Source organism: Micromonospora sp. U56, from assembly GCF_018070095.1.
GTDB lineage: Bacteria > Actinomycetota > Actinomycetes > Mycobacteriales > Micromonosporaceae > Micromonospora > Micromonospora purpureochromogenes.
In genome coordinates, this window is the sequence record NZ_JAGPYL010000133.1 from 1 (window position 1) to 17,634 (window position 17,634).

Here is a 17,634-nt window from a genome sequence, read left to right on the forward strand (position 1 = left end):
CCTCGTAGCTGGCTGGTCTTGGTCGACAAGCCGTTCTACCGGAGTCCCGCTGCCTCTTTACCAGCACCCTCCATCATGCTCAAACAGCCCTTGACATCAGGCCCAACGCCCTAACTTCATGGCCTTGCCCTAAAGGACGGAGACTCCCTCCACGCTGCGCGTGGCACACGCGGCGTCCGGGCGGATTCCTGCTTCCTCGCGCGGTGCCGGCACGGGTGCCGGTCTTACCTGCGCTCCACAGGCGTTTAGGCTCTCGGCGCGTCCCGCCGCGAGCACGTTCATGGCCGCGTTGACGTCCCGGTCGTGGCTGCTGGCGCAGGGGCAGTCCCACGCTCGGACGTCGAGCGCCATCTTGTCGTTGATCCGGCCGCAGTCCGAGCACATCCTCGTGGACGGGAAGAACCGGTCCACGCGGGCGAAGGTACGCCCGTACCGGGTGGCCTTGTACTCCAGCATCCCGACGAACTGCGACCAGCCGGCGTCGTGCACGGACTTGGCCAGCCGCGTCCGGCCGAGACCGGCCACGCATAGGTCCTCGACGTACACCGCTTGGTTGTCGCGGATGATCCGGGTCGAGAGCTTGTGCTGCCAGTCCCGCCGAGTGTCGGCCACCTGGGCATGCGCCCGAGCGACCTTCACGACGGCCTTCTTGCGGTTGTTCGACCCCTTGGTCTTGCGGGAGAGGTCTTGCTGCAACCGCTTGAGCTTGCGGGCCGCGCGGCGCAGGAACTTCGGGGCCGCCACCTTCGTACCGTCCGAGAGGACCGCGAAGTGGGTCAGGCCCAGGTCGATACCGACCTCCGACTCCACCGGCGACAACGGCTCGTCTGCGGTCTGCACGACGAACGAGGCGAAGTACCGGCCCGCCGCATCCCGGATCACCGTGACCGAGCTGGGCTCGGACGGCAGACCCCGCGACCACCGCACCTCCACGTCGCCGATCTTCGGCAGGCGCAGCCGGCCGTTGTCCAGCACCTTGAATCGGGCGTTGGCGGTGAACCGGATCGCCTGCCGGTTGTCCTTGCGGGAGCGGAACCGCGGCGGTGCCACCTTGCGGCCCTTGCGCTTGCCGGTAATCGAGGCGAAGAAGTTGCGGTACGCCGCGTTCAGATCGGCCAGCGCCTGTTGCAGCACGACCGACGAGACCTCGCCCAGCCATGCCCGTTCCGGGGCCCCCTTGGCCGCGGTGACCCGCTTGGACAGCTCGGCGTCCGACAGGTACGGCAGACCCTGCTCGCGGGCTTCCTGCCGTGCTCGCAGCCCGTCGTTGAACACCACTCGCGCGCACCCGAACGCCCGAGCCAGCGAAGCCTGCTGACTCGGCGTGGGATACACGCGGTAGTTGTAACGGAGCTGCACGAGCGCAGAATACCATTGGTTTATGGCTGAACTCGAAGGCATCCGCACTGGTAGGCACTGCGTTTTTGCTCTGCACGCTCACTTGGTCTTCGTGACGAAGTTCCGGCACAAGGTGTTCGGCGACCGGCACCTCGCCCGCATGGAAGAGATCATGCGGGCGGTGTGCGCCGACTTCGAGACCGAACTGGTCGAGTTCAACGGCGAGAACAACCACGTCCACCTGCTCGTCAACTTCCCGCCCAAGGTCGCCCTGGCGAAGTTGGTCAACAGCCTCAAGGGTGTGTCCAGCCGGCGGATGCGGCAGGAGTTCCCCGACCTGCGGCGGCACTACTACCGGGCCAACAAGCTCTGGTCGGGCTCGTACTTCGCCGGCTCCGTCGGCGGCGCACCGCTGAGTGCCGTGCGTCAGTACATCGAACAGCAGAACCGCCCGGTCTAAGGCACTGCTCGGGCCTTCACCCCGCCCTGAAGGGCGGAGCACTGGCCCGCACCCCGGGTAGCGGCGCAGGACCGGGGCGCGGGGCCACGTCGAACTCCCGCAGCAGCACGTGCTCGCGCCCGCCGTGGCGCAGCACCGCCCGGCCGCCGGCCGCCCGCACGTTGCGTACCCAGTTGGCGCTCTCGCCGAGCATGGAGACCAGGTAGCGGTCACCGTCGAGGTCGGCCACCACCACCGGCACGGCGATCCTCCGGCCGGTACGCCGCCCGGGTACCTCCAGGGTGACCGCGCGGCGCGGGGCGAGCACCCCGGTGGCGAACTGGGCAGCGTCCACCCGGTTCATCACCCGGGCCAGCCGGCTGGGGCGGTCACCCGGGTACAGCCGGCGCTGGGCCTCGTACAGCAGCTCCACCACGCGACGCACGTCCACCTCCTGCGGTCCCGACTCGGATGCGGCGTGTTGCGGCGTTGCGGAGCGGAGACCGCGACACGCCGCACCGGCTGCGGTGGGCCTGACGGTTACCATCCTCGCCTGGTCGAGGAGCGCGTGCAGCTTGGCCAAGCTGCCCGAATACCCGTGGGCAACGAGTGGCGGTCCTCGCCCCGCCGAAAGACCAGGCGCAGTGTTGGTCTCGTTGTAGGTGATGTGTCACTGCGGCAGCCACCAGGGGCAGTCATTCGTCGCGCCTGATCTTTACCTGCCATCTTCGCCTCCTCCGGCACGATCAGGGGAGGGGAAATGATGATCAGCTTTCACATCGTGGGGTGAGCTGGGGCCGCCAGCACGCGGACAGCGCCGCGGCCACCATGCTGCGGCCGCCTGTCGAGCCGATGCCCGCCGCCTCCGTCGGCGCGCTCCCGCAGCCACCCGGCCTCGCGTACGAGCCGAAGTGGGACGGCTGGCTTTACTGAACTTCGCAAGTCCTCGATCGACCTGAGCCCTTCGGCGCTGTGGAACCGGCCCTCGACCAGCGCTGCGGTTCGGTGGCTGGCCGCTGCTCGTGTCAGCCGGCCGACGTCATGGTGGTCAGCCGCGGGCGAGCTGGTCGACGGTCGCGGCGCGGGGGTTGACGAGCCATTGCCCGGCGACGTGGACCGTGGGGACGGTCTCGTTGCCGTCGGCGACGGCGCGGACGGCGGCGGCCGCGTCCGGGTCGGTCCAGATGTTCACCTCGGTAAAAGTGACGCGGCGGCGGCGTAGGCCGCGGCGAAGTAGGTAGCAGTAGGGGCAGCCCGGCCTGCTGTAGACGGTGACGGGCGTCTGCGCGTCCATCTCGGTCACTGGGCGGTTGGGATGTCGGTGGGGCGGCTGGCAGCGCCGCGTACGTGCGGAGCAGCGGGGCTGCTCGGACCGGTGGGCGGGAACCGGAAGCGGTGCAGCCGGTCGATGGCGAATCCGGCGGCGGTGATGGCGGTGACGGTGTCGCGGCCGGTGCGGCATCCGCCGAACAGCCGCGGCCACAGGGTCGCGTCGGCGAGGCGCTGCGTGCAACGCATCGCGCCGGATGCCTCGGCGGCGACATGCTCGAAGAAGCGCAACTGTCCGCCGGGGCGCAGCACCCGGGCGATCTCGGCCAGGGCGGCGGCCTGGTCCGGCACGGTGCACAGCACCAGCGCGGTGACGGCGGCGTCGAACTCGCCATCGCCGGCGGGCAGGGCCTCGGCCACTCCGTCGACCACTCGCACCGGCACTGGCGCCGTTGCGGCGGCGGCCATCGCTGCGGAGCGCAGCCTCGGTTCGGGCTCGACGGCGACGACCTCGGTGACCTGTGGTGGGTAGTGCGCGAAGGTGCGGCCATTGCCGGCGCCGACCTCGATGATCCGACCGCTCAGCCCGGCGACCAGGTTCCGGCGGTGTTCGGCGCCGCCGGCGCGGTCCATCATCACGCTGAGGCGTTCGTAGACGCGTGCGAACACCGGATGTGACACCGCCGCCATGGCTCCTCCACCCTTTGCGGCTGCGGCGTTCCCGGCGGGACCCCGGCAGCTACCATCACCGTGGAGGCTATACATAGTGAATGGCATACACAATCCCGTGAACGGCGACCTGTTGGCGTCCTGCGAGGGGTTTCCCGGGGCGCTGGAGCGGCTCTTCGCGTTTGCGGTGACCGTCGATCAGTACATGCAGGCCGGCCTGGTCGCTCGCGGGCTGACGCGGGCGCGGGCGACGGTGGTCTGGCAGCTTCATCGGCAGGGCCCGGTCACGCAGCAGCAGCTCGCCCGCACGATCGGGGTGACGGCCCGCAACGTCACGGCGCTGATTGACGGGTTGCAGGCTTCCGAGTTTGTGCAGCGCGACCCGCATCCGCAGGATCGGCGGGCGATCCTGGTGCGGCTCACTGACGCCGGCGCGGCGGTAACCCGGCAGCTCGCCGCGGACTACGAGGCCGGGTCGGCGCAGTTGTTCGCCGGGATGCCGGCCGAGCAGGTGCGCCAGTTCCTGGCGACGGTCGACTCCCTCACGGCGCGGCTGGCGTCGGCCGCCACGGGCGATCGGGGTCGGTGATCGCCGCGCCGGCGCTGACCTGCATCGTGTAGGTGGGCCGGTCGGCAGCGGGCATGGGGCCCAGGTAGGTGTGCCCGGTGAGGTGGCACCAGGCGGGCAGGTCCAGGGGCGCGGCCGGGTCGGTGGCGATCAGGTGGATCACGATGCCGGACGGGACCTGCAGGGTGAGGCGGCGCAGCTCGCTGAGCTGCTGGATGCAGCGGCAGTCGCCGCCGTCGAGCCTCACCGGGACGGTCATGCGGCGGCGTCGACGGGCAGATCGGCCAGCCGCCATTCGAGCATTCCGTCGGCCAGCCGGGCGGCGCGGCGACCCCGGGCTTGCAGGAGCCGCACGGCGTCGTGGGCGAGCACGCAGTAGGCGCCGCGGCAGTAGGCCACGACCTCGACGTCGGCGGGCAAGTCGGCAAGCCGGTCGGCGAGCTGATCCAGAGGGATGGAGACCGCGCCGGGGATGTGCCCGGCGGTGTACTCCTCGGCCGGGCGCACGTCCACGGCGATGACCTCGCCGGCGGCGAGGCGACGTTGCAGCTCCTCGCGGTCGACGGCGTCGGTGTCGTGGTCGCCGAGGTAGGCGTCGCACGCGGCGGCGGCCTGCGCGGAGTGGGCACCCGCGACGTCGCGCAGCAGCGCGTAGAGCGCGGCCACGTCGGGTCCGGCGAGCCGGTAGTAGATCCTGGTGCCGTCGCGGCGGGTCGCGACCAGCCCGGCCTGCCGCAAGGTTTGCAGGTGGGCCGAGCAGGTGGTCAGCCCGAGGTGGGCGGCGCGGGCGAGGGCCTCGACGCTGCGTTCGGCCTGGGCGAGCAGGTCGAGCAGTTCCAAGCGCTTGCCGCTGCCCAGCGCCTTGCCGACGCGGGCAAGGGAGTCGAACAGATCGGCCTTGGCGACCGGATCACCCATCACGCTCCTCCAATGCTCTATGGAATAGTGTAATAGTTGTGGGCGGGCGACGCTCCCCGGGTCGGAGGTCGTGGTGCGAATTGATGAGCGGTTGATACCGCTGGTGGACGACGGCTTAGGTAACAGTGCTTACCTGCTCGACACCGGTGACGGCCGGGCCCTGGCCGTGGACCCGCCGCGGGACCTTCGGGCATTACGCGCCGCAGCCGGCCGGCGGGGTCTGACGGTGGCGTGGGCGGCTGACACGCACCTGCACGCCGACTTCCTCTCCGGTGCGGTGCAGCTCGCCGCGACCGACGGCGCGCAAATCCTGGCCTCGGCCGCCGGCATGCGCGCGTTCGACCACCGCGGCCTGGCCGACGGCGACGAGGTCGACCTCGGCGGGCTCACCCTGCGCGCTCTGGCAACGCCCGGGCACACCGATGAGCACCTGTCCTTCCTGCTGCTGGACGGGACCGCACCGGTGGGGGTGTTCACCGGCGGGTCGCTGATCGTCGGCTCCGCCGCCCGCACCGACCTGCTCGGCGGCGATCGCACCGTCCAACTGGCCCGGGCCCAGTACGCCTCCCTGCACCGCCTCGCCGCCCTGCCGGACGCCACCGCGGTGTGGCCGACGCACGGTGCCGGGTCGTTCTGCTCCGCCCCGCCCGGCACCGCACGCACCAGCACCATCGCCGCAGAGAAGGCGAGCAACCCGTTGCTGGCCGCGCCGGACGTCGACGCGTTCGTCACCCAGCTCGTCAGCTCCCTCGGTTCGTATCCGAGGTATTTCCGGTGGCTGGCCGAGACCAACCGGCGCGGTCCCGCTGTCATCGACACCGCCCAAGCCCTGCCGCAACTGTCCACCGACGAGGTGCGGCGGCTGCACGCCGACGGCGCGGTGATCGTCGACGTGCGCCCGGTGGCTGACATCGCCGCCGGGCACATCCCCGGTGCGATCGCGATCCCGCTGCGCGCGCAGTTCGCCACCTGGCTCGGCTGGCTCGTCGCCCCCGACACGCCCGTGGTGATCGTGCGCAACCGCGGCCAGGACCCAGCCGACATCCTGTGGCCGGCGCTGAACATCGGCTTCGACCGGCTGGCCGGCGAACTCGCCGGCGGCATGAGCGCCTGGACCGGCGCGGTCTCCACCACCCGGCTGGTGCGCCCGCACGAGGTCGACGCACCGGTGCTCGACATCCGGCAAACCAGTGAATACGGCACCGGGCACCTGCCCGGCGCCGTCCACCTGGAACTCGGCGACCTGCCCGCCGCCGCGCACGCAGCACCGGACGGGCCCGCGGTGGTGATGTGCGGGCACGGCGAACGCGCCATGACCGCCGCCACCCTGCTGGAGCGCGCCGGCCGCCGCGACCTCGCCGTGCTCGCCGGCGGACCCCACGACTGGGCCGCCGCCACCGGCCGCCGCCTGCAGGAGGGCTCATGACCACCACCAGCAGTGCCCCGCGGCTCGGGCTCGGCGTCAACGCCGCCCAGTTCACCCTGCTCGTTGTCGTCAACGCCCTCGTCGGCGGCGTCCTCGGCTCCGAACGCACCGTGCTGCCGCTGCTCGCCGAACGCGAGTTCGGCCTCACCGCCTACACCGCCGCGCTGACCTACATCCTCGCGTTCGGCGCCACGAAGGCTGCCACGAACTTCTTCGCCGGGACCCTGTCGGACCGCTACGGCCGCAAGCGCGTCCTGCTCGCCGGCTGGCTAGTTGCCATCCCGATCCCCGCCATGCTGATCTGGGCCCCGAACTGGGGATGGATCGTCGCGGCGAACGTGCTGCTCGGCGTCAACCAGGGCCTGGCCTGGTCCACCACCGTCATCATGAAGATCGACCTCGCCGGACCGCACCGGCGCGGCCTGGCGATGGGCCTCAACGAGGCCGCCGGCTACCTCGCCGTCGCCGCCACCGCGATGGCCACCGGGGCGCTGGCCGCGCAGTTCGGGCTGCGCCCGGCGCCGTTCCTGCTCGCCGCCGCCTACATCGCCCTCGGCCTCGGGCTCTCAGCGGTGCTCGTGCGCGAGACCCGCGGCCACGCCCGCCACGAAGCCACCACCCACACCGGCAGCCACGCCGGAGAGCTCTCCACCGGGCAGGTATTCGCCCTGGCCAGCTGGCGCGAGCCCGCCCTGGCATCGGCGAGCCAGGCAGGCATGGTCAACAACCTCAACGACGGCCTGGCCTGGGGACTGTTCCCGGTCCTGTTCGCCACCGCCGGACTGTCGCTGACCCAGATCGGCGCGCTCGCCGCCCTCTACCCGGCCGTCTGGGGCCTCGGCCAACTGGCCACCGGCCCGGCATCCGACCGCTACGGCCGCAAACCTTTCATCGTCGCCGGGATGCTCCTGCAGGCCGCCGCCCTGGCCCTGATCGCCCTCGCCGACGACTTCACCGCCTGGGCCGCCGCCGCGGTACTGCTCGGCGCCGGCACCGCAGCGGTGTACCCCACCCTGCTCGCCGCCATCTCCGACGTCGCCCACCCCACCTGGCGCGCCCGCGCCGTAGGCATCTACCGACTCTGGCGCGACGGCGGCTTCGCCGTCGGCGCGCTACTCGCCGGCATCGTCGCCGACCTCGCCGGCATCCGCGCCGCCGTCTGGGTCGTCGCCGCTCTCACCGCCGCATCCGGCCTGCTCGCGTGGGCCCGCATGTACGAAACGCACGCCCGGGCCTGACAACGACCAGCGGCGCCTCCGGGTGCCGCCGGGGCCTCGCATCCCGCGGCAGAAGGACCGCTCCACATGGCCAGCACCGTCTACACCGACTCCCCGGCCGCCCGCGAAGCCCTGCACCGCAGAACCCTGATCGTCGTGATGGCCTCTCAGGTGTTCAGCGGCGCCGGGCTTGCCGCCGGAGTCACCGTCGGGGCGCTGCTGGCCGCCGACCTGCTCGGCACCAGCAACTTGTCCGGCCTGCCCACCGCCCTGTTCACCGCCGGGTCCGCCGGCGCCGCCCTCATGGTTGGCCGACTCGGCACCGCCATGATCACTGATGCGCTGCCGCTGAACACCCGAGCCAGGACGCAGGGGACCGTCGACCTCTGCGTCGCACTCGCCGGCGCGGGCGGCGGCATCGCCAGCGGCATGATCCTCTCGGCCACCAGCTACGCCACCCTCGCCCTGGGCGGCGGGATCCTCGCCCTGGCCATCATCCCGCTGGTCACGCGGCGACTCCCGACCGGCGTCACCGCATAGCCGGCTCCACCGCCTGCCACACCGGCCGGCATCCTCATGGCCCTCACCAGCCCGGACCTTGACTCCTTGCCCTGTAAGTTGTAGCTTACCGTTCGTGGCTACTTACCGAACTGGGGATGGTTGGGACGCCCTGGGCGACCCCACCCGGCGGGCAATCGTCGCGTGCCTGGCGGAGCGGCCACGGGCCGTCGGCGAGCTCGCCCAAGAGCTGCCGATCAGCCGGCCCGCAGTGTCCCAGCACCTGAAGGTGCTCAAGGACGCCGGCCTGGTCACCGGCCGCACAGCCGGCACCCGCCGGGTCTACCGGCTCAACCCGGCAGGTGTCGCCGCCCTGCGCGATCAACTGGACACGTTCTGGAATCGCGCGCTGGACGGCTACCAGGACGTCGTCGAACAACCGACCGAGGAGGACTCATGACTCAGGCAGCGGATGTGGTGGTGCGCCGGCAGATCATCGTCAATGCGCCGCTCGAGCGGGCATTCACCGTGTTCACCGAGCGGTTCGGCGACTTCAAACCCCGCGAGCACAACCTGCTCGGAGTGGCGATCGCCGAGACGGTGTTCGAGCCGCAGGTCGGCGGCCACATCTATGACCGCGGCGTCGACGGCACCGAGTGCCGCTGGGCGCGGGTGCTCGCCTACGACCCGCCGCAGCGGGTCGTGTTCAGCTGGGACATCAGCCCGCAGTGGCGCGTCGAGACCGAGCCGGACAACACCAGCGAGGTCGAGGTCCGGTTCGTCGCCGAAACACCCCAGCGCACGCGAGTGGAGCTGGAACACCGCCACCTCGACCGGCACGGGCCCGGCTGGGAGTCCGTGCGTGACGGCGTCGCCCACGACGAAGGATGGCCGCTCTACCTGAACCGCTACGCCGCCCTGTTCACCACGGACGGCTGACCGACCTCCTCACGACGATCAAAAGCCGGTGATGTTCTGCGGCGCGTACATGATGATCGCGACGCCCACCAGGCAGATCAGCGCCGAGGACGTCCCACCACTCGGGGCGGAACTTGTCCATGACCATGCCCCAGGCGAGAGAGCCCGCGACGAAGACACCGCCGTAGGCGGCCAGGATGCGCCCGAAGCTGGGGGCCGGCTGGAAGGTGGCGACGAACCCGTACGCGCCGAGGGCGATGACGCCGGCGACGATTCACCACAGGCCGCGGTGCTCGCGCCAGCCCTGCCAGACGAGCCAGGCCCCGCCCGGCGCTTGAGCGACTGCAGGGCGTGGCGCCTCGTCGAGACCGCGGGGTGTCCGCGTGGCGGCGTCGACCTCGGCGAGGTCGACGCCGCCAGGCGGATCAGAAGGGCCAGGTGCTCGCGGGACCCGGCTTCGATGAGCGGAATCATCGCGAAAGCGGCACCCTCACCACCGCTGGCATCGCGATCAAGAAGACCCGCCCCTACCGCCCCCAGACCAACGGCAGGGTGGAACGCATCGACTGGCATTCCCGCGGGCCCCTCGCGGCACAGCCGCGACATGGGGCGGCCTATCAGACTCGTCCCATGGATGCGGTGTTCTGGGCGCGTGTTCCAGTCTGCCCGCCGCCGCCGGGTAGGGGCGTTGATGCCGGCCGGGTAAATCTGGGTGCCGCCACCGTACGCAGGCGGCACACTGTCGCCCGATGAGCGACGGCGACGAGGACGGCTGGCACTACGCCCCGTCCGGAACCCTGGCCGGGGCGTTGCAGCGCGGGCTGGGCCGTGGCGCGCACCGCGCCATGGTGGACCCGGCGGCCCCCGACCTGGTACGACTGCCTGCGCCACGACCGGCGGTTCTGGTGGGTGGTGGACGAAGGGGCCCCGGTAACGAGGCACTCACGGAGGTGGCCCGCACGTGGCCCGAGGCGTGGTGGGACGACCTGTACCCGGCGCTGATGCGCCGGCCGGACGCGCTGGAACAGGCCTGCGAGTGGCGGCGGTGCCTGCCCTGGCGGGCCTGGGCGGAACGCGACCCGCGAATCGCCGACGCGGTGCGCGACGACGGACCGCAGCGGTCGCACCGGCCCGGGCGGGAGGAGCCGTCGGCGGTGCTGCTGGAGATACTGCGCGACCGGGACCGCTCCGCCCAGTGGCGGATGGTCCTGCGCGAACTGGGCTTCCGTCCACCCGAACCAACACTGCTCGACATGGCGGAGGAGCTGGCCGCCGCCGGGCTGGCCGGTCCGCTGAGCCGGCCGCTGCTCGCCGTCGGCCCGCCGGCCCTGCCGGCCGCCCGCGCGTGGGTACGCGCCGACGCCCACCGGCTGACCTGGCCGGCTCTGCAACTGCTCGCCGCCCACGGGGACGCCGGCGACGTCCCGGCGCTGCTGTCCGGGCTGGACTGGTTGGACACGCACGACGACCGGTGCGGCTACGACCAGCTCGTCGAGGGGCTGGCCCGGATCGGCGGGGCGCAGGCGCGGGAGGTCCTGCCCAGCCTGCGCCGCCTCTGGTTCAGCCCGCACTCCTACGAACGTGCCGCCTACCTGCAGGCGCACGCGGCGCTGGACCCGGGCGGGGTGCAACGGCGCTTCTCCGAAGGCCTGTGGGACTGCGAGGCGGACGCGCGGCTGCTGTCGGCCCGGCGGGTGGCGCTCGACGGCACGGCCCGGGAACGGTTGCGCTACCTGCGCGACGACCCGATCGAGACGGCCGAGGTGCGGGCCGCGGCCGCCGAGCGCCTGGACGGGTGAGGCGGCCGGGTGGTCGGTCGGTGAGCCGGCCGAGGAGCGACCTGCCGACGTAGCCGCCGTCAGCCCTCGGCGAGGACCTCCCGCAGGCGGACGGCGAACCGCTTCGGGTCCTCCACGAAGCCGATGTGGCCACCGGGGAACATCGTCGGCGCGGTCCCGAGCGCCTCGGCCAGCGCCCGGGAGGTGAGGTCGCAGACCTGGCCGGTCGACTCCTCGCCCAGCCCGATGACGACCCGGGTCGGGCCCTTTCGCAGCGCGGTGACGTCCGGCTGGAACCGGGTGGTCCCACGGATCATGTGGACGTACTGGAAGTGCTCGTCGGCGGCGGCCTGCGGCTCGGGTTCGCCGCCGAACATGCCCTGGACCACCGGCTCGGGCAGCTCGATGTTCGCGTTGGCGAGGAACTGCCGCCCCGCGCCCAGCCGGTCCCCGGCCAGGTATGTGGCGATCATGGCGTCCTCCCGCGCGAAGCGGTCCTCGCGGTCGTCGAGCAGGCCGATCAGCGGCGGCTCGTGCGCGATGACGGTGTGCGCCCGCTCCGGGTGGGCCTGGGCGAGGGCGAGGACGGTCACCGCGCCGCCGCTGGAGCCGAGCACGGCGGCCGGGCCGGCGTCGAGGTGGGCGATCAGCCGGGCGACGTCGTCGGCGCGCAACTGCGGCGTCGAATCCTGGTGCGGGTCGTGCAACAGACTGCGGTTGATGCCACGCGGGTCGGTGGTGAGCACCGTGTGGTCGGCGGCGAGCAGATCGGCCAGCGGCGCGAACGCCCCGGCGTCCATCGGGGCGGCGACCAGCGCCACCAGCGGCCCCCGTCCGCGTACCTCGTAGTGCAGTCGCCCGTCCGGGACCTCCAGGGTCGCGGTGGTGACAGGTGCGGTGGATGTGCTGCTCATCGGGTCCTCCCGGATCGGGGCGTGTGCGTTCGGAGTGGAGACTTCCGTCGTACGGCAGAATCGTCGCTCGTGAGGGCTGTTTCTCCGCGCGTCGCCGACGACGCCCGCGACGCCGGGCTGGACCGGGCGCGCGAGGGTGACCGGACCGCGTTCGACGACCTGGTGGCGCCGCTGCGCCGGGAGCTGCACGCGCACTGCTACCGGATGCTCGGCTCCGCGCACGACGCCGACGACGCCCTTCAGGAGGCGTTGCTGCGGGCGTGGCGCGGGTTGCCGCGCTTCGAGGGGCGCAGCTCGCTGCGCTCGTGGCTGTACACGGTGGCCACCCGTACCTGCCTGGACGCGGTGGCCGGGCGGGCCCGCCGGGCGCTTCCGGTGGACCTCGGCCCGGCCAGCGAACGGGCGGTGCTGGACAGTGCCCCGGCGGGCCACGTCGCGTGGCTGGGGCCCTACCCCGACGCCGGGCTCGCCGACGGTCCGGCCGCCCCCGACGTACGCTACGAGCAGCGCGAAGCCGTCGAGCTGGCCTTCGTCGCGGCCCTGCAGCACCTGCCGGGCAACCAGCGGGCGGCGCTGCTGCTCTTCGAGGTGCTGGGCTTCTCCGCCGCCGAGATCGCCACCATGATGCGTACCTCGGTCACCTCGGTGAACTCGGCGCTGGCGCGCGCCCGGCGGCTGGTGGCCGACCGGGTGCCGCCGGTCAGCCAGCAGCGGACCCTGCGCCGCGTCGACGACACCCGGCTGCGGGAGATCGTCACCGGCTACGCGACCGCCCTGGAGAACGGCGACACCGAGGCGCTGGTCGCCCTGCTGACCGAGGACGTCACCTGGTCGATGCCGCCGCTGCCGCAGTGGTACCGGGGGCTGGCGGCGGTCACCGACTTCGCCCGCGAGCTACCGATGACCCGGTGCGGGAGCTGGCGGCACCGGACGACCGGCGCGAACGGGCAGCCGGCGGTGGCGTCGTACCTGCGCACTCAGGACGCCGGCCCGTACCTGGCGTGGTCGATCAACGTGCTGACGCTGCGGGACGGGCGGATCGCCGAGATCACCTCGTTCCTGGGGGCCGAGCACTTCGCCGGGTTCGGGCTGCCGGACTCGCTGCCACCGGCGGGCGAGGACGGCAGTGTTCCGCCGCCCCGGTGACCGGGGCGGCACGAAGGCGCTGTCCCGCCGGTGACGCGGGCGTTCGGGCAGCTAGCCGACGCGGTCGAGGAAGCCCAGCACCCGCTCGGTGAGCAGCGCCGCCGCCGGCTCGTGGTAGGCGGGCAGGCTGCTGTCGGCGAACAGGTGCTGCGGACCGGGGTACAGGAACAGTTCGGCGTCCGGGGCCGCCGCGACGAGGGCACGGGCCGCGTCGAGGTCACCCTCGTCGACGAAGAACTCGTCGGCATCCATCCCGTGCACCTGGACCGGCACACCGGCCGGCCACTCGCCGCCGAACTCGGACGTCGGGATGCAGCTGTGGAAGAGCAGGGCGCCCGTCGCGCCCGGTCGGGTCTGGGCCAGCAACTGGGCCGGCATGACCCCGAGCGAGAACCCGGCGTACACCAGCCCGGCGGGCAGCCCCTCGGCCGTGAGCCGGCCGCGCTCCAGGATCACGTCGAATCCGACCGTCCGGCCGTAGTCGAGGCCCTCCTCCAGGGTGTCGAAGGTCTTCCCGTCGTAGAGATCCGGGGTGTGCACCGCGTGCCCGGCTGCCCTCAGCCGGTCGGCGAAGTCGCGGACACCCGGTGTCAACCCCTGCGCGTGGTGGAACAACAGCACCTCAGCCATGCGACGTCCCTCTCCGTGGAAACTCCTCGTGCGCGCCGTCCAGGATGATGCCCCGCACGTCCGACATTCTGGCGAGCGGCACGGCCCTGGACGACCGGTAAATCACGGGCGCCGCCGCCGGCTCCGGCGGTACGGTCCGGCGGTGCGGGATGCGGACGGCTACTTCGGTGAAGCGGTGGCGGCGACCTACGACGACCGGACGAGCGAGATGTTCGACCCCGCCGTCGTGGCGGCCACGGTCGACGTGCTGGCCGACCTCGCCGGCGTCGGCCAGGCCCTCGAACTGGGCGTCGGGACCGGACGCGTCGCGCTGCCGCTGGCCGCCCGCGGTGTTCCGGTACACGGCATCGACCTGTCCCGCGCGATGGTCGACCGGCTGCGCGCCAAGCCCGGCGGCGACGCGATCGGCCTGACGATCGGCGACTTCGCCACCACCCGGGTGGACGGGACGTTCTCCGTGGCGTACCTGCTCTTCAACACCATCATGAACCTGACCACCCAGGGGGCTCAGGTGGCCTGCTTCCGCAACGCCGCCGCGCACCTGGCCCCCGGTGGCCGTTTCGTGATCGAGGTACTGGTCCCCGAGCTGCGCCGGCTCCCGCCCGGCCAGAACGTGGTGCCCTTCCACGTCTCCCCGACCGAATGGTCGTACGACGTCTACGACGTCGCCACCCAGGCGACCAGCTCCAACTACGTCCGCATCGTCGACGGCCGCGGGGAGTACCGCTCGATCCCCTTCCGGTACGTGTGGCCGGCGGAACTCGACCTGATGGCCCAGCTCGCCGGGCTGCGGCTGCGGGACCGCTGGGACGGATGGAACCGGGCGCCGTTCACCAGCGAGAGCCGCCAGCACGTCTCGGTCTGGGAGAAGCCCGCCGACTGAGCGCTGTGCGGTCCTGGCGGACACCTGGGCCCTGTCAGGGGGAATTGAGCGGCGGGCGCGCCACCTGCTCGCGCGCGACGGTGCTCGCGTGCCGCTCGGACCACCCGCCGCATGCCGCCGGCGGTGACATGATGGGGCATGCCCGCGATCGAAGTGGTGCTCGGTGACATCACCGCCGAGGACGTCGACGCCATCGTCACCGCGGCCAACGAGTCGCTGCTGGGTGGCGGCGGTGTGGACGGGGCGATCCACCGCGCGGCCGGACCGCGACTGGCCCGGGCGGGTGCCGCGCTGGCGCCGTGCGACGCCGGCGACGCGGTCGCCACACCGGCGTTCGACCTCGACCCACCGGTGCGCCACGTCATCCACACCGTCGGCCCGGTGTGGGAGGGCGGCGGCCACGGCGAGGCCGACACCCTGGCCTCGTGCTATCGGCGCAGCCTCGCCGTCGCCGACGAGGTCGGCGCCCGCAGCGTCGCCTTCCCCGCCATCGCCACCGGCGTGTACGGGTTCCCGCCCGAGCAGGCGGCGACGATCGCGATCTCGACCATCCGGGCCACGCCCACCCAGGTCGAGCGCGTCCGCCTGGTCGCCTTCGACGAAGCGACGTACCAGCTGTTGACCACGGCGGCGCGGGCGTGAACCGCGACCGGCGATGAGGCCGGCGGTCACGTCGACCCGCTGAGAAGCGGCGCGTCGTCGTGACGCGGCCGCCCGGACTCGCTGAGCGCTGTGGGCTCACGCACGCAGTTCGACAAACGCCGGTCGCCCGACCTCCCGTCGACTAGCGTTGAGCGGGGCGGTGTGACGCCACGCGGGAGCACCGGCCCCTGCCCTGTCGCGTACCCGGGAGGGTCAGGTCGGCCGACCGACCCTGGACATTCCCCCGGTGCCCGAGCTGTGCGACGCGGCTGGCAGTTGTCCCGGCGCCGACGGTCGGCGACGCCCGGGGGGTCGGTCCGAGCGGGCGGCCCGGCGTCGCGAGATCGAAGAGGCCGAAGTGATGGATGGCGGACGCCGGCCGATAACGCGGATGCCCGGCGGTGCACAGCGGACCGATCTGCTGGAGCTCTTCTTCGACCTCGCGGCGATCGCCACCCTGATCCTGGCGTCGGGGAAGATGGCGACCGAGCAGAGCTGGACGGGCATCGCCCAGGCGCTGCTCGCCCTGTCGACGCTCTGGGCGGTCTGGGTGACCACCACGTCGTTCACCGACCTCTACAGCCCTCAGGCGCGACCCGTCCAGCTCGTGATCCTGGGCGTCATGTTCGGCGGCATGCTGATGTCCGCCGCCCTGCCGACCGCGTTCGACAACCACGGCCTGGTGTTCGGCGCCACCTGGGCCGGGATCAACTGGGGTCGGGCGTTGGTGGTCATCCCGTCGCTGCGGGGCCGGCCGGAGCAGCAACGCTCGAAGCGGGTCCTGCTCTGGACCACGGTGTCCGGAATCCTGTGGATCATCGGCGGCCTGATTCCCTCGCCCGACACCCGTCTCGCCGTGTGGCTGGCCGCGTTGGCCGTGGACTACCTCGGTTTCGGCCTGCGGTTCCCGATCCCCGGCCGACCGCCCCTACCCAGGTACGACGTGGTGCCGGAGCACCTGGCCGAGCGGTACCAGCAGATCTACGTCCTCACCCTGGGCGAGCTCATCCTGGTCACCGTCCTCACCCTGAGCGACACGCCGTTCAGCGCCGACCGGATCACCGCGTTCGCCACCGCGTTCGTCGCGGCGGTGCTGCTGTGGTGGAGCTACGCCCGGGGAGCCGGCGCCCGGCTGAGTATCGCCATCAAGCGGTCCCCGCACCGGGAACGGCTCGTCCAGACCAACCCGTACGTCCACTGGCTCATGCTGGTGGGCGTGGTTTGCCTCGCCGCCGGATTCATGCGGATCATCGACCATCCCACCGAGCGGCCGGACGACACCCTGACCGCGCTCATCCTGGGCGGCGTGGCGCTGTTCCTGGTGGGGCGGGCCGCCCTCGACCACGAGGTCCTCGGACGCATCCCGCTCTCGCACGTGGTCGGTGTCCTCGTCGCCGTCGCCCTCGCGCCGGCCGCCCCGCACCTGTGGAACCTGCTCCTGGGCTTCGGCGCCACCATCGTCCTGCTGGGAGTCGCGGCGGTGGAGTTCGTCAGACGGCCGCGCGCGGACGGGTCCGCGGCCCCGGATGAGGACGAACGCGCGCCACGCCACCCGGCAGACGGCCGTTGACGTCAGGCAGGCTTCCGACAATCGCCCCGACGCTACGGATCGGGTCTACCTGAGCTGTCTCGACTGATGGTGTCGACGGCGCTCAAGCAGCCAGGCCACTGCACTGCCGGCAGCCACCAGGGTGCAGCCGGACCGGACGGGGCAGTCGTCGGCGGGGTTGCCCCGGCACAATCAGTCCATGGGGCGGCGGAGGGCCGGGAGGATCCTGGCAATGTCGGGCACGGTGGTCATGTTGCTGACCGGGTGCGGTGGCTGGCAGGACGGTGAGGACCTGGCCCAGGCAAGGGAGCGCACCAGGGACGAAGCCTGGCTGCAGATGAGCGACGTGCAGCGAATGATCGAGTACGACCGTCCCGACCGGGCGGACCATTTCCTCCGCACTGCCGGACGGGTGAAGGGCGTCGAGGTCATGCAGATCAGCGGATCGACACCCGACACGGCCGGCGGCGTGGTGCTGGTGATTCGCGTGCACGGCCGAACGCCGATCGTCGACAGGTGGAACCGGCGCACCGGTGAGGAACTGGTCCTGCCGTACTGCTTCCGGCTCGTCCACGACCGAACCGTCACCGAAGGACCGGTCGACGGAGACCATCCAGCCGACCTGGTGGAGTGCCCCACCACCGCACCGCTCAGCATCCCCGCCAGTCCCGAATTGCCTGCCGGCGCTGACTGACGACAGCCCTCCTAGTGTTCTGTCTCGCAAATAGCTAGCCGTTTGAGTAAGCTGTGGACGTGACACGTGCTGCAGCGCCACTGGTGCTCGAACCCGGTCAGCGGGAACTGCTGGAGTCTCTTGCCAAGTCGCGTACGG

At 72.0% G+C, this 17,634-nt stretch carries 22 protein-coding genes and 1 pseudogene; 14 read left to right on the forward strand and 9 right to left on the reverse strand.

What is annotated here, in order from left to right; genetic code table 11:
* Nucleotides 1-129 precede the first annotated feature (129 nt).
* Nucleotides 130-1,359, reverse strand: coding sequence for an RNA-guided endonuclease TnpB family protein (locus KBX37_RS29075; RefSeq protein ID WP_210779083.1), 1,230 nt, complete (start codon nt 1,357-1,359; stop codon nt 130-132).
* Nucleotides 1,360-1,381: 22 nt separating this feature from the next.
* Between KBX37_RS29075 and tnpA the strand changes: the two genes are divergently transcribed.
* Nucleotides 1,382-1,798 carry an IS200/IS605 family transposase gene (gene tnpA / locus KBX37_RS29080; RefSeq protein ID WP_210779084.1) on the forward strand — a complete coding sequence of 139 codons (417 nt, stop codon included), beginning with the start codon at nt 1,382-1,384 and terminating at the stop codon, nt 1,796-1,798.
* 16 nt (nt 1,799-1,814) lie between these two features.
* Here tnpA and KBX37_RS29085 read toward each other — a convergent pair whose 3' ends face one another.
* Nucleotides 1,815-2,222, reverse strand: a complete 408-nt coding sequence (locus KBX37_RS29085; protein WP_210779085.1) for a nitroreductase/quinone reductase family protein — start codon at nt 2,220-2,222, stop codon at nt 1,815-1,817.
* Nucleotides 2,223-2,563: 341 nt separating this feature from the next.
* Here KBX37_RS29085 and KBX37_RS29090 point away from each other — a divergent pair, with 341 nt between their 5' ends.
* Nucleotides 2,564-2,710, forward strand: coding sequence for a hypothetical protein (locus tag KBX37_RS29090; protein ID WP_210779086.1), 147 nt, complete (start codon nt 2,564-2,566; stop codon nt 2,708-2,710).
* Nucleotides 2,711-2,825: 115 nt separating this feature from the next.
* Here the strand turns inward: KBX37_RS29090 and KBX37_RS29095 are convergent, their stop codons facing one another.
* Together KBX37_RS29095 and KBX37_RS29100 are read right to left on the reverse strand one after the other, a co-directional pair.
* Nucleotides 2,826-3,071 (reverse strand): glutaredoxin domain-containing protein, encoded by a 246-nt coding sequence (locus KBX37_RS29095; RefSeq protein ID WP_247659219.1) that lies wholly within the window; start codon nt 3,069-3,071, stop codon nt 2,826-2,828.
* Nucleotides 3,072-3,076: 5 nt separating this feature from the next.
* Nucleotides 3,077-3,736: a class I SAM-dependent methyltransferase gene (locus KBX37_RS29100; RefSeq protein ID WP_210779088.1), complete on the reverse strand. Its 660-nt coding sequence runs from the start codon at nt 3,734-3,736 to the stop codon at nt 3,077-3,079.
* Between the two features lie 97 nt (nt 3,737-3,833).
* Here KBX37_RS29100 and KBX37_RS29105 point away from each other — a divergent pair, with 97 nt between their 5' ends.
* Entirely contained in the window at nt 3,834-4,304 is a 471-nt protein-coding gene (locus KBX37_RS29105) for a MarR family winged helix-turn-helix transcriptional regulator (protein ID WP_210779089.1), read from the forward strand.
* Here the strand turns inward: KBX37_RS29105 and KBX37_RS29110 are convergent.
* Both KBX37_RS29110 and KBX37_RS29115 read right to left on the reverse strand, forming a co-directional pair.
* Nucleotides 4,258-4,530, reverse strand: coding sequence for a sulfurtransferase TusA family protein (locus tag KBX37_RS29110; protein ID WP_307849253.1), 273 nt, complete (start codon nt 4,528-4,530; stop codon nt 4,258-4,260). The genes KBX37_RS29105 and KBX37_RS29110 overlap by 47 nt on opposite strands.
* A gap of 8 nt (nt 4,531-4,538) precedes the next feature.
* The gene (locus KBX37_RS29115; protein WP_210779091.1) at nt 4,539-5,201 is read right to left on the reverse strand and encodes a metalloregulator ArsR/SmtB family transcription factor; all 663 of its coding nucleotides are present in this window, start codon (nt 5,199-5,201) and stop codon (nt 4,539-4,541) included.
* A gap of 73 nt (nt 5,202-5,274) precedes the next feature.
* On the opposite strand from KBX37_RS29115, the gene KBX37_RS29120 reads away from it, so the two are divergent.
* The 5 genes from KBX37_RS29120 (at nt 5,275) to KBX37_RS29140 (ending at nt 9,281) form a co-directional block, all read left to right on the forward strand.
* Nucleotides 5,275-6,627, forward strand: coding sequence for a rhodanese-like domain-containing protein (locus KBX37_RS29120; RefSeq protein ID WP_210779092.1), 1,353 nt, complete (start codon nt 5,275-5,277; stop codon nt 6,625-6,627).
* On the forward strand, nt 6,624-7,865 hold the full coding sequence (locus KBX37_RS29125) for an MFS transporter (protein WP_210779093.1): 1,242 nt from the start codon (nt 6,624-6,626) through the stop codon (nt 7,863-7,865). Before KBX37_RS29120 ends, KBX37_RS29125 begins: the two co-directional genes overlap by 4 nt.
* Before the next feature lie 66 nt (nt 7,866-7,931).
* On the forward strand, nt 7,932-8,384 hold the full coding sequence (locus KBX37_RS29130) for a hypothetical protein (protein ID WP_210779094.1): 453 nt from the start codon (nt 7,932-7,934) through the stop codon (nt 8,382-8,384).
* 94 nt (nt 8,385-8,478) lie between these two features.
* Nucleotides 8,479-8,802, forward strand: a complete 324-nt coding sequence (locus tag KBX37_RS29135; RefSeq protein ID WP_210779095.1) for a helix-turn-helix transcriptional regulator — start codon at nt 8,479-8,481, stop codon at nt 8,800-8,802.
* Nucleotides 8,799-9,281, forward strand: coding sequence for an SRPBCC family protein (locus KBX37_RS29140; protein WP_210779096.1), 483 nt, complete (start codon nt 8,799-8,801; stop codon nt 9,279-9,281). The genes KBX37_RS29135 and KBX37_RS29140 overlap by 4 nt, the downstream gene beginning before the upstream one ends.
* Before the next feature lie 18 nt (nt 9,282-9,299).
* Here the strand turns inward: KBX37_RS29140 and KBX37_RS29145 are convergent.
* Nucleotides 9,300-9,588 (reverse strand): annotated as a pseudogene (locus KBX37_RS29145) (YnfA family protein); the annotation flags it as partial.
* Between the two features lie 421 nt (nt 9,589-10,009).
* Between KBX37_RS29145 and KBX37_RS29150 the strand changes: the two are divergent.
* Nucleotides 10,010-11,059 carry a hypothetical protein gene (locus tag KBX37_RS29150; RefSeq protein WP_210779097.1) on the forward strand — a complete coding sequence of 350 codons (1,050 nt, stop codon included), beginning with the start codon at nt 10,010-10,012 and terminating at the stop codon, nt 11,057-11,059.
* 59 nt (nt 11,060-11,118) lie between these two features.
* On the opposite strand, the gene KBX37_RS29155 is transcribed toward KBX37_RS29150, so the two are convergent.
* Nucleotides 11,119-11,952: an alpha/beta fold hydrolase gene (locus KBX37_RS29155; RefSeq protein WP_210779098.1), complete on the reverse strand. Its 834-nt coding sequence runs from the start codon at nt 11,950-11,952 to the stop codon at nt 11,119-11,121.
* 69 nt (nt 11,953-12,021) lie between these two features.
* Here KBX37_RS29155 and KBX37_RS29160 point away from each other — a divergent pair, with 69 nt between their 5' ends.
* Nucleotides 12,022-13,098, forward strand: a complete 1,077-nt coding sequence (locus tag KBX37_RS29160; RefSeq protein WP_307849254.1) for a sigma-70 family RNA polymerase sigma factor — start codon at nt 12,022-12,024, stop codon at nt 13,096-13,098.
* Between the two features lie 51 nt (nt 13,099-13,149).
* Here KBX37_RS29160 and KBX37_RS29165 read toward each other — a convergent pair whose 3' ends face one another.
* Nucleotides 13,150-13,728, reverse strand: coding sequence for a dienelactone hydrolase family protein (locus KBX37_RS29165; RefSeq protein WP_210779099.1), 579 nt, complete (start codon nt 13,726-13,728; stop codon nt 13,150-13,152).
* 142 nt (nt 13,729-13,870) lie between these two features.
* Here KBX37_RS29165 and KBX37_RS29170 point away from each other — a divergent pair, with 142 nt between their 5' ends.
* From KBX37_RS29170 to KBX37_RS29185, 4 genes are all read left to right on the forward strand, one after another.
* Nucleotides 13,871-14,611 carry a class I SAM-dependent methyltransferase gene (locus KBX37_RS29170; RefSeq protein WP_307849255.1) on the forward strand — a complete coding sequence of 247 codons (741 nt, stop codon included), beginning with the start codon at nt 13,871-13,873 and terminating at the stop codon, nt 14,609-14,611.
* A gap of 138 nt (nt 14,612-14,749) precedes the next feature.
* Entirely contained in the window at nt 14,750-15,253 is a 504-nt protein-coding gene (locus KBX37_RS29175; RefSeq protein ID WP_210779101.1) for an O-acetyl-ADP-ribose deacetylase, read from the forward strand.
* A gap of 391 nt (nt 15,254-15,644) precedes the next feature.
* Nucleotides 15,645-16,823, forward strand: a complete 1,179-nt coding sequence (locus tag KBX37_RS29180; RefSeq protein ID WP_210779102.1) for a low temperature requirement protein A — start codon at nt 15,645-15,647, stop codon at nt 16,821-16,823.
* A 211-nt stretch (nt 16,824-17,034) separates the two neighbouring features.
* Nucleotides 17,035-17,496 carry a hypothetical protein gene (locus tag KBX37_RS29185; RefSeq protein WP_210779103.1) on the forward strand — a complete coding sequence of 154 codons (462 nt, stop codon included), beginning with the start codon at nt 17,035-17,037 and terminating at the stop codon, nt 17,494-17,496.
* Nucleotides 17,497-17,634: the final 138 nt, after the last annotated feature.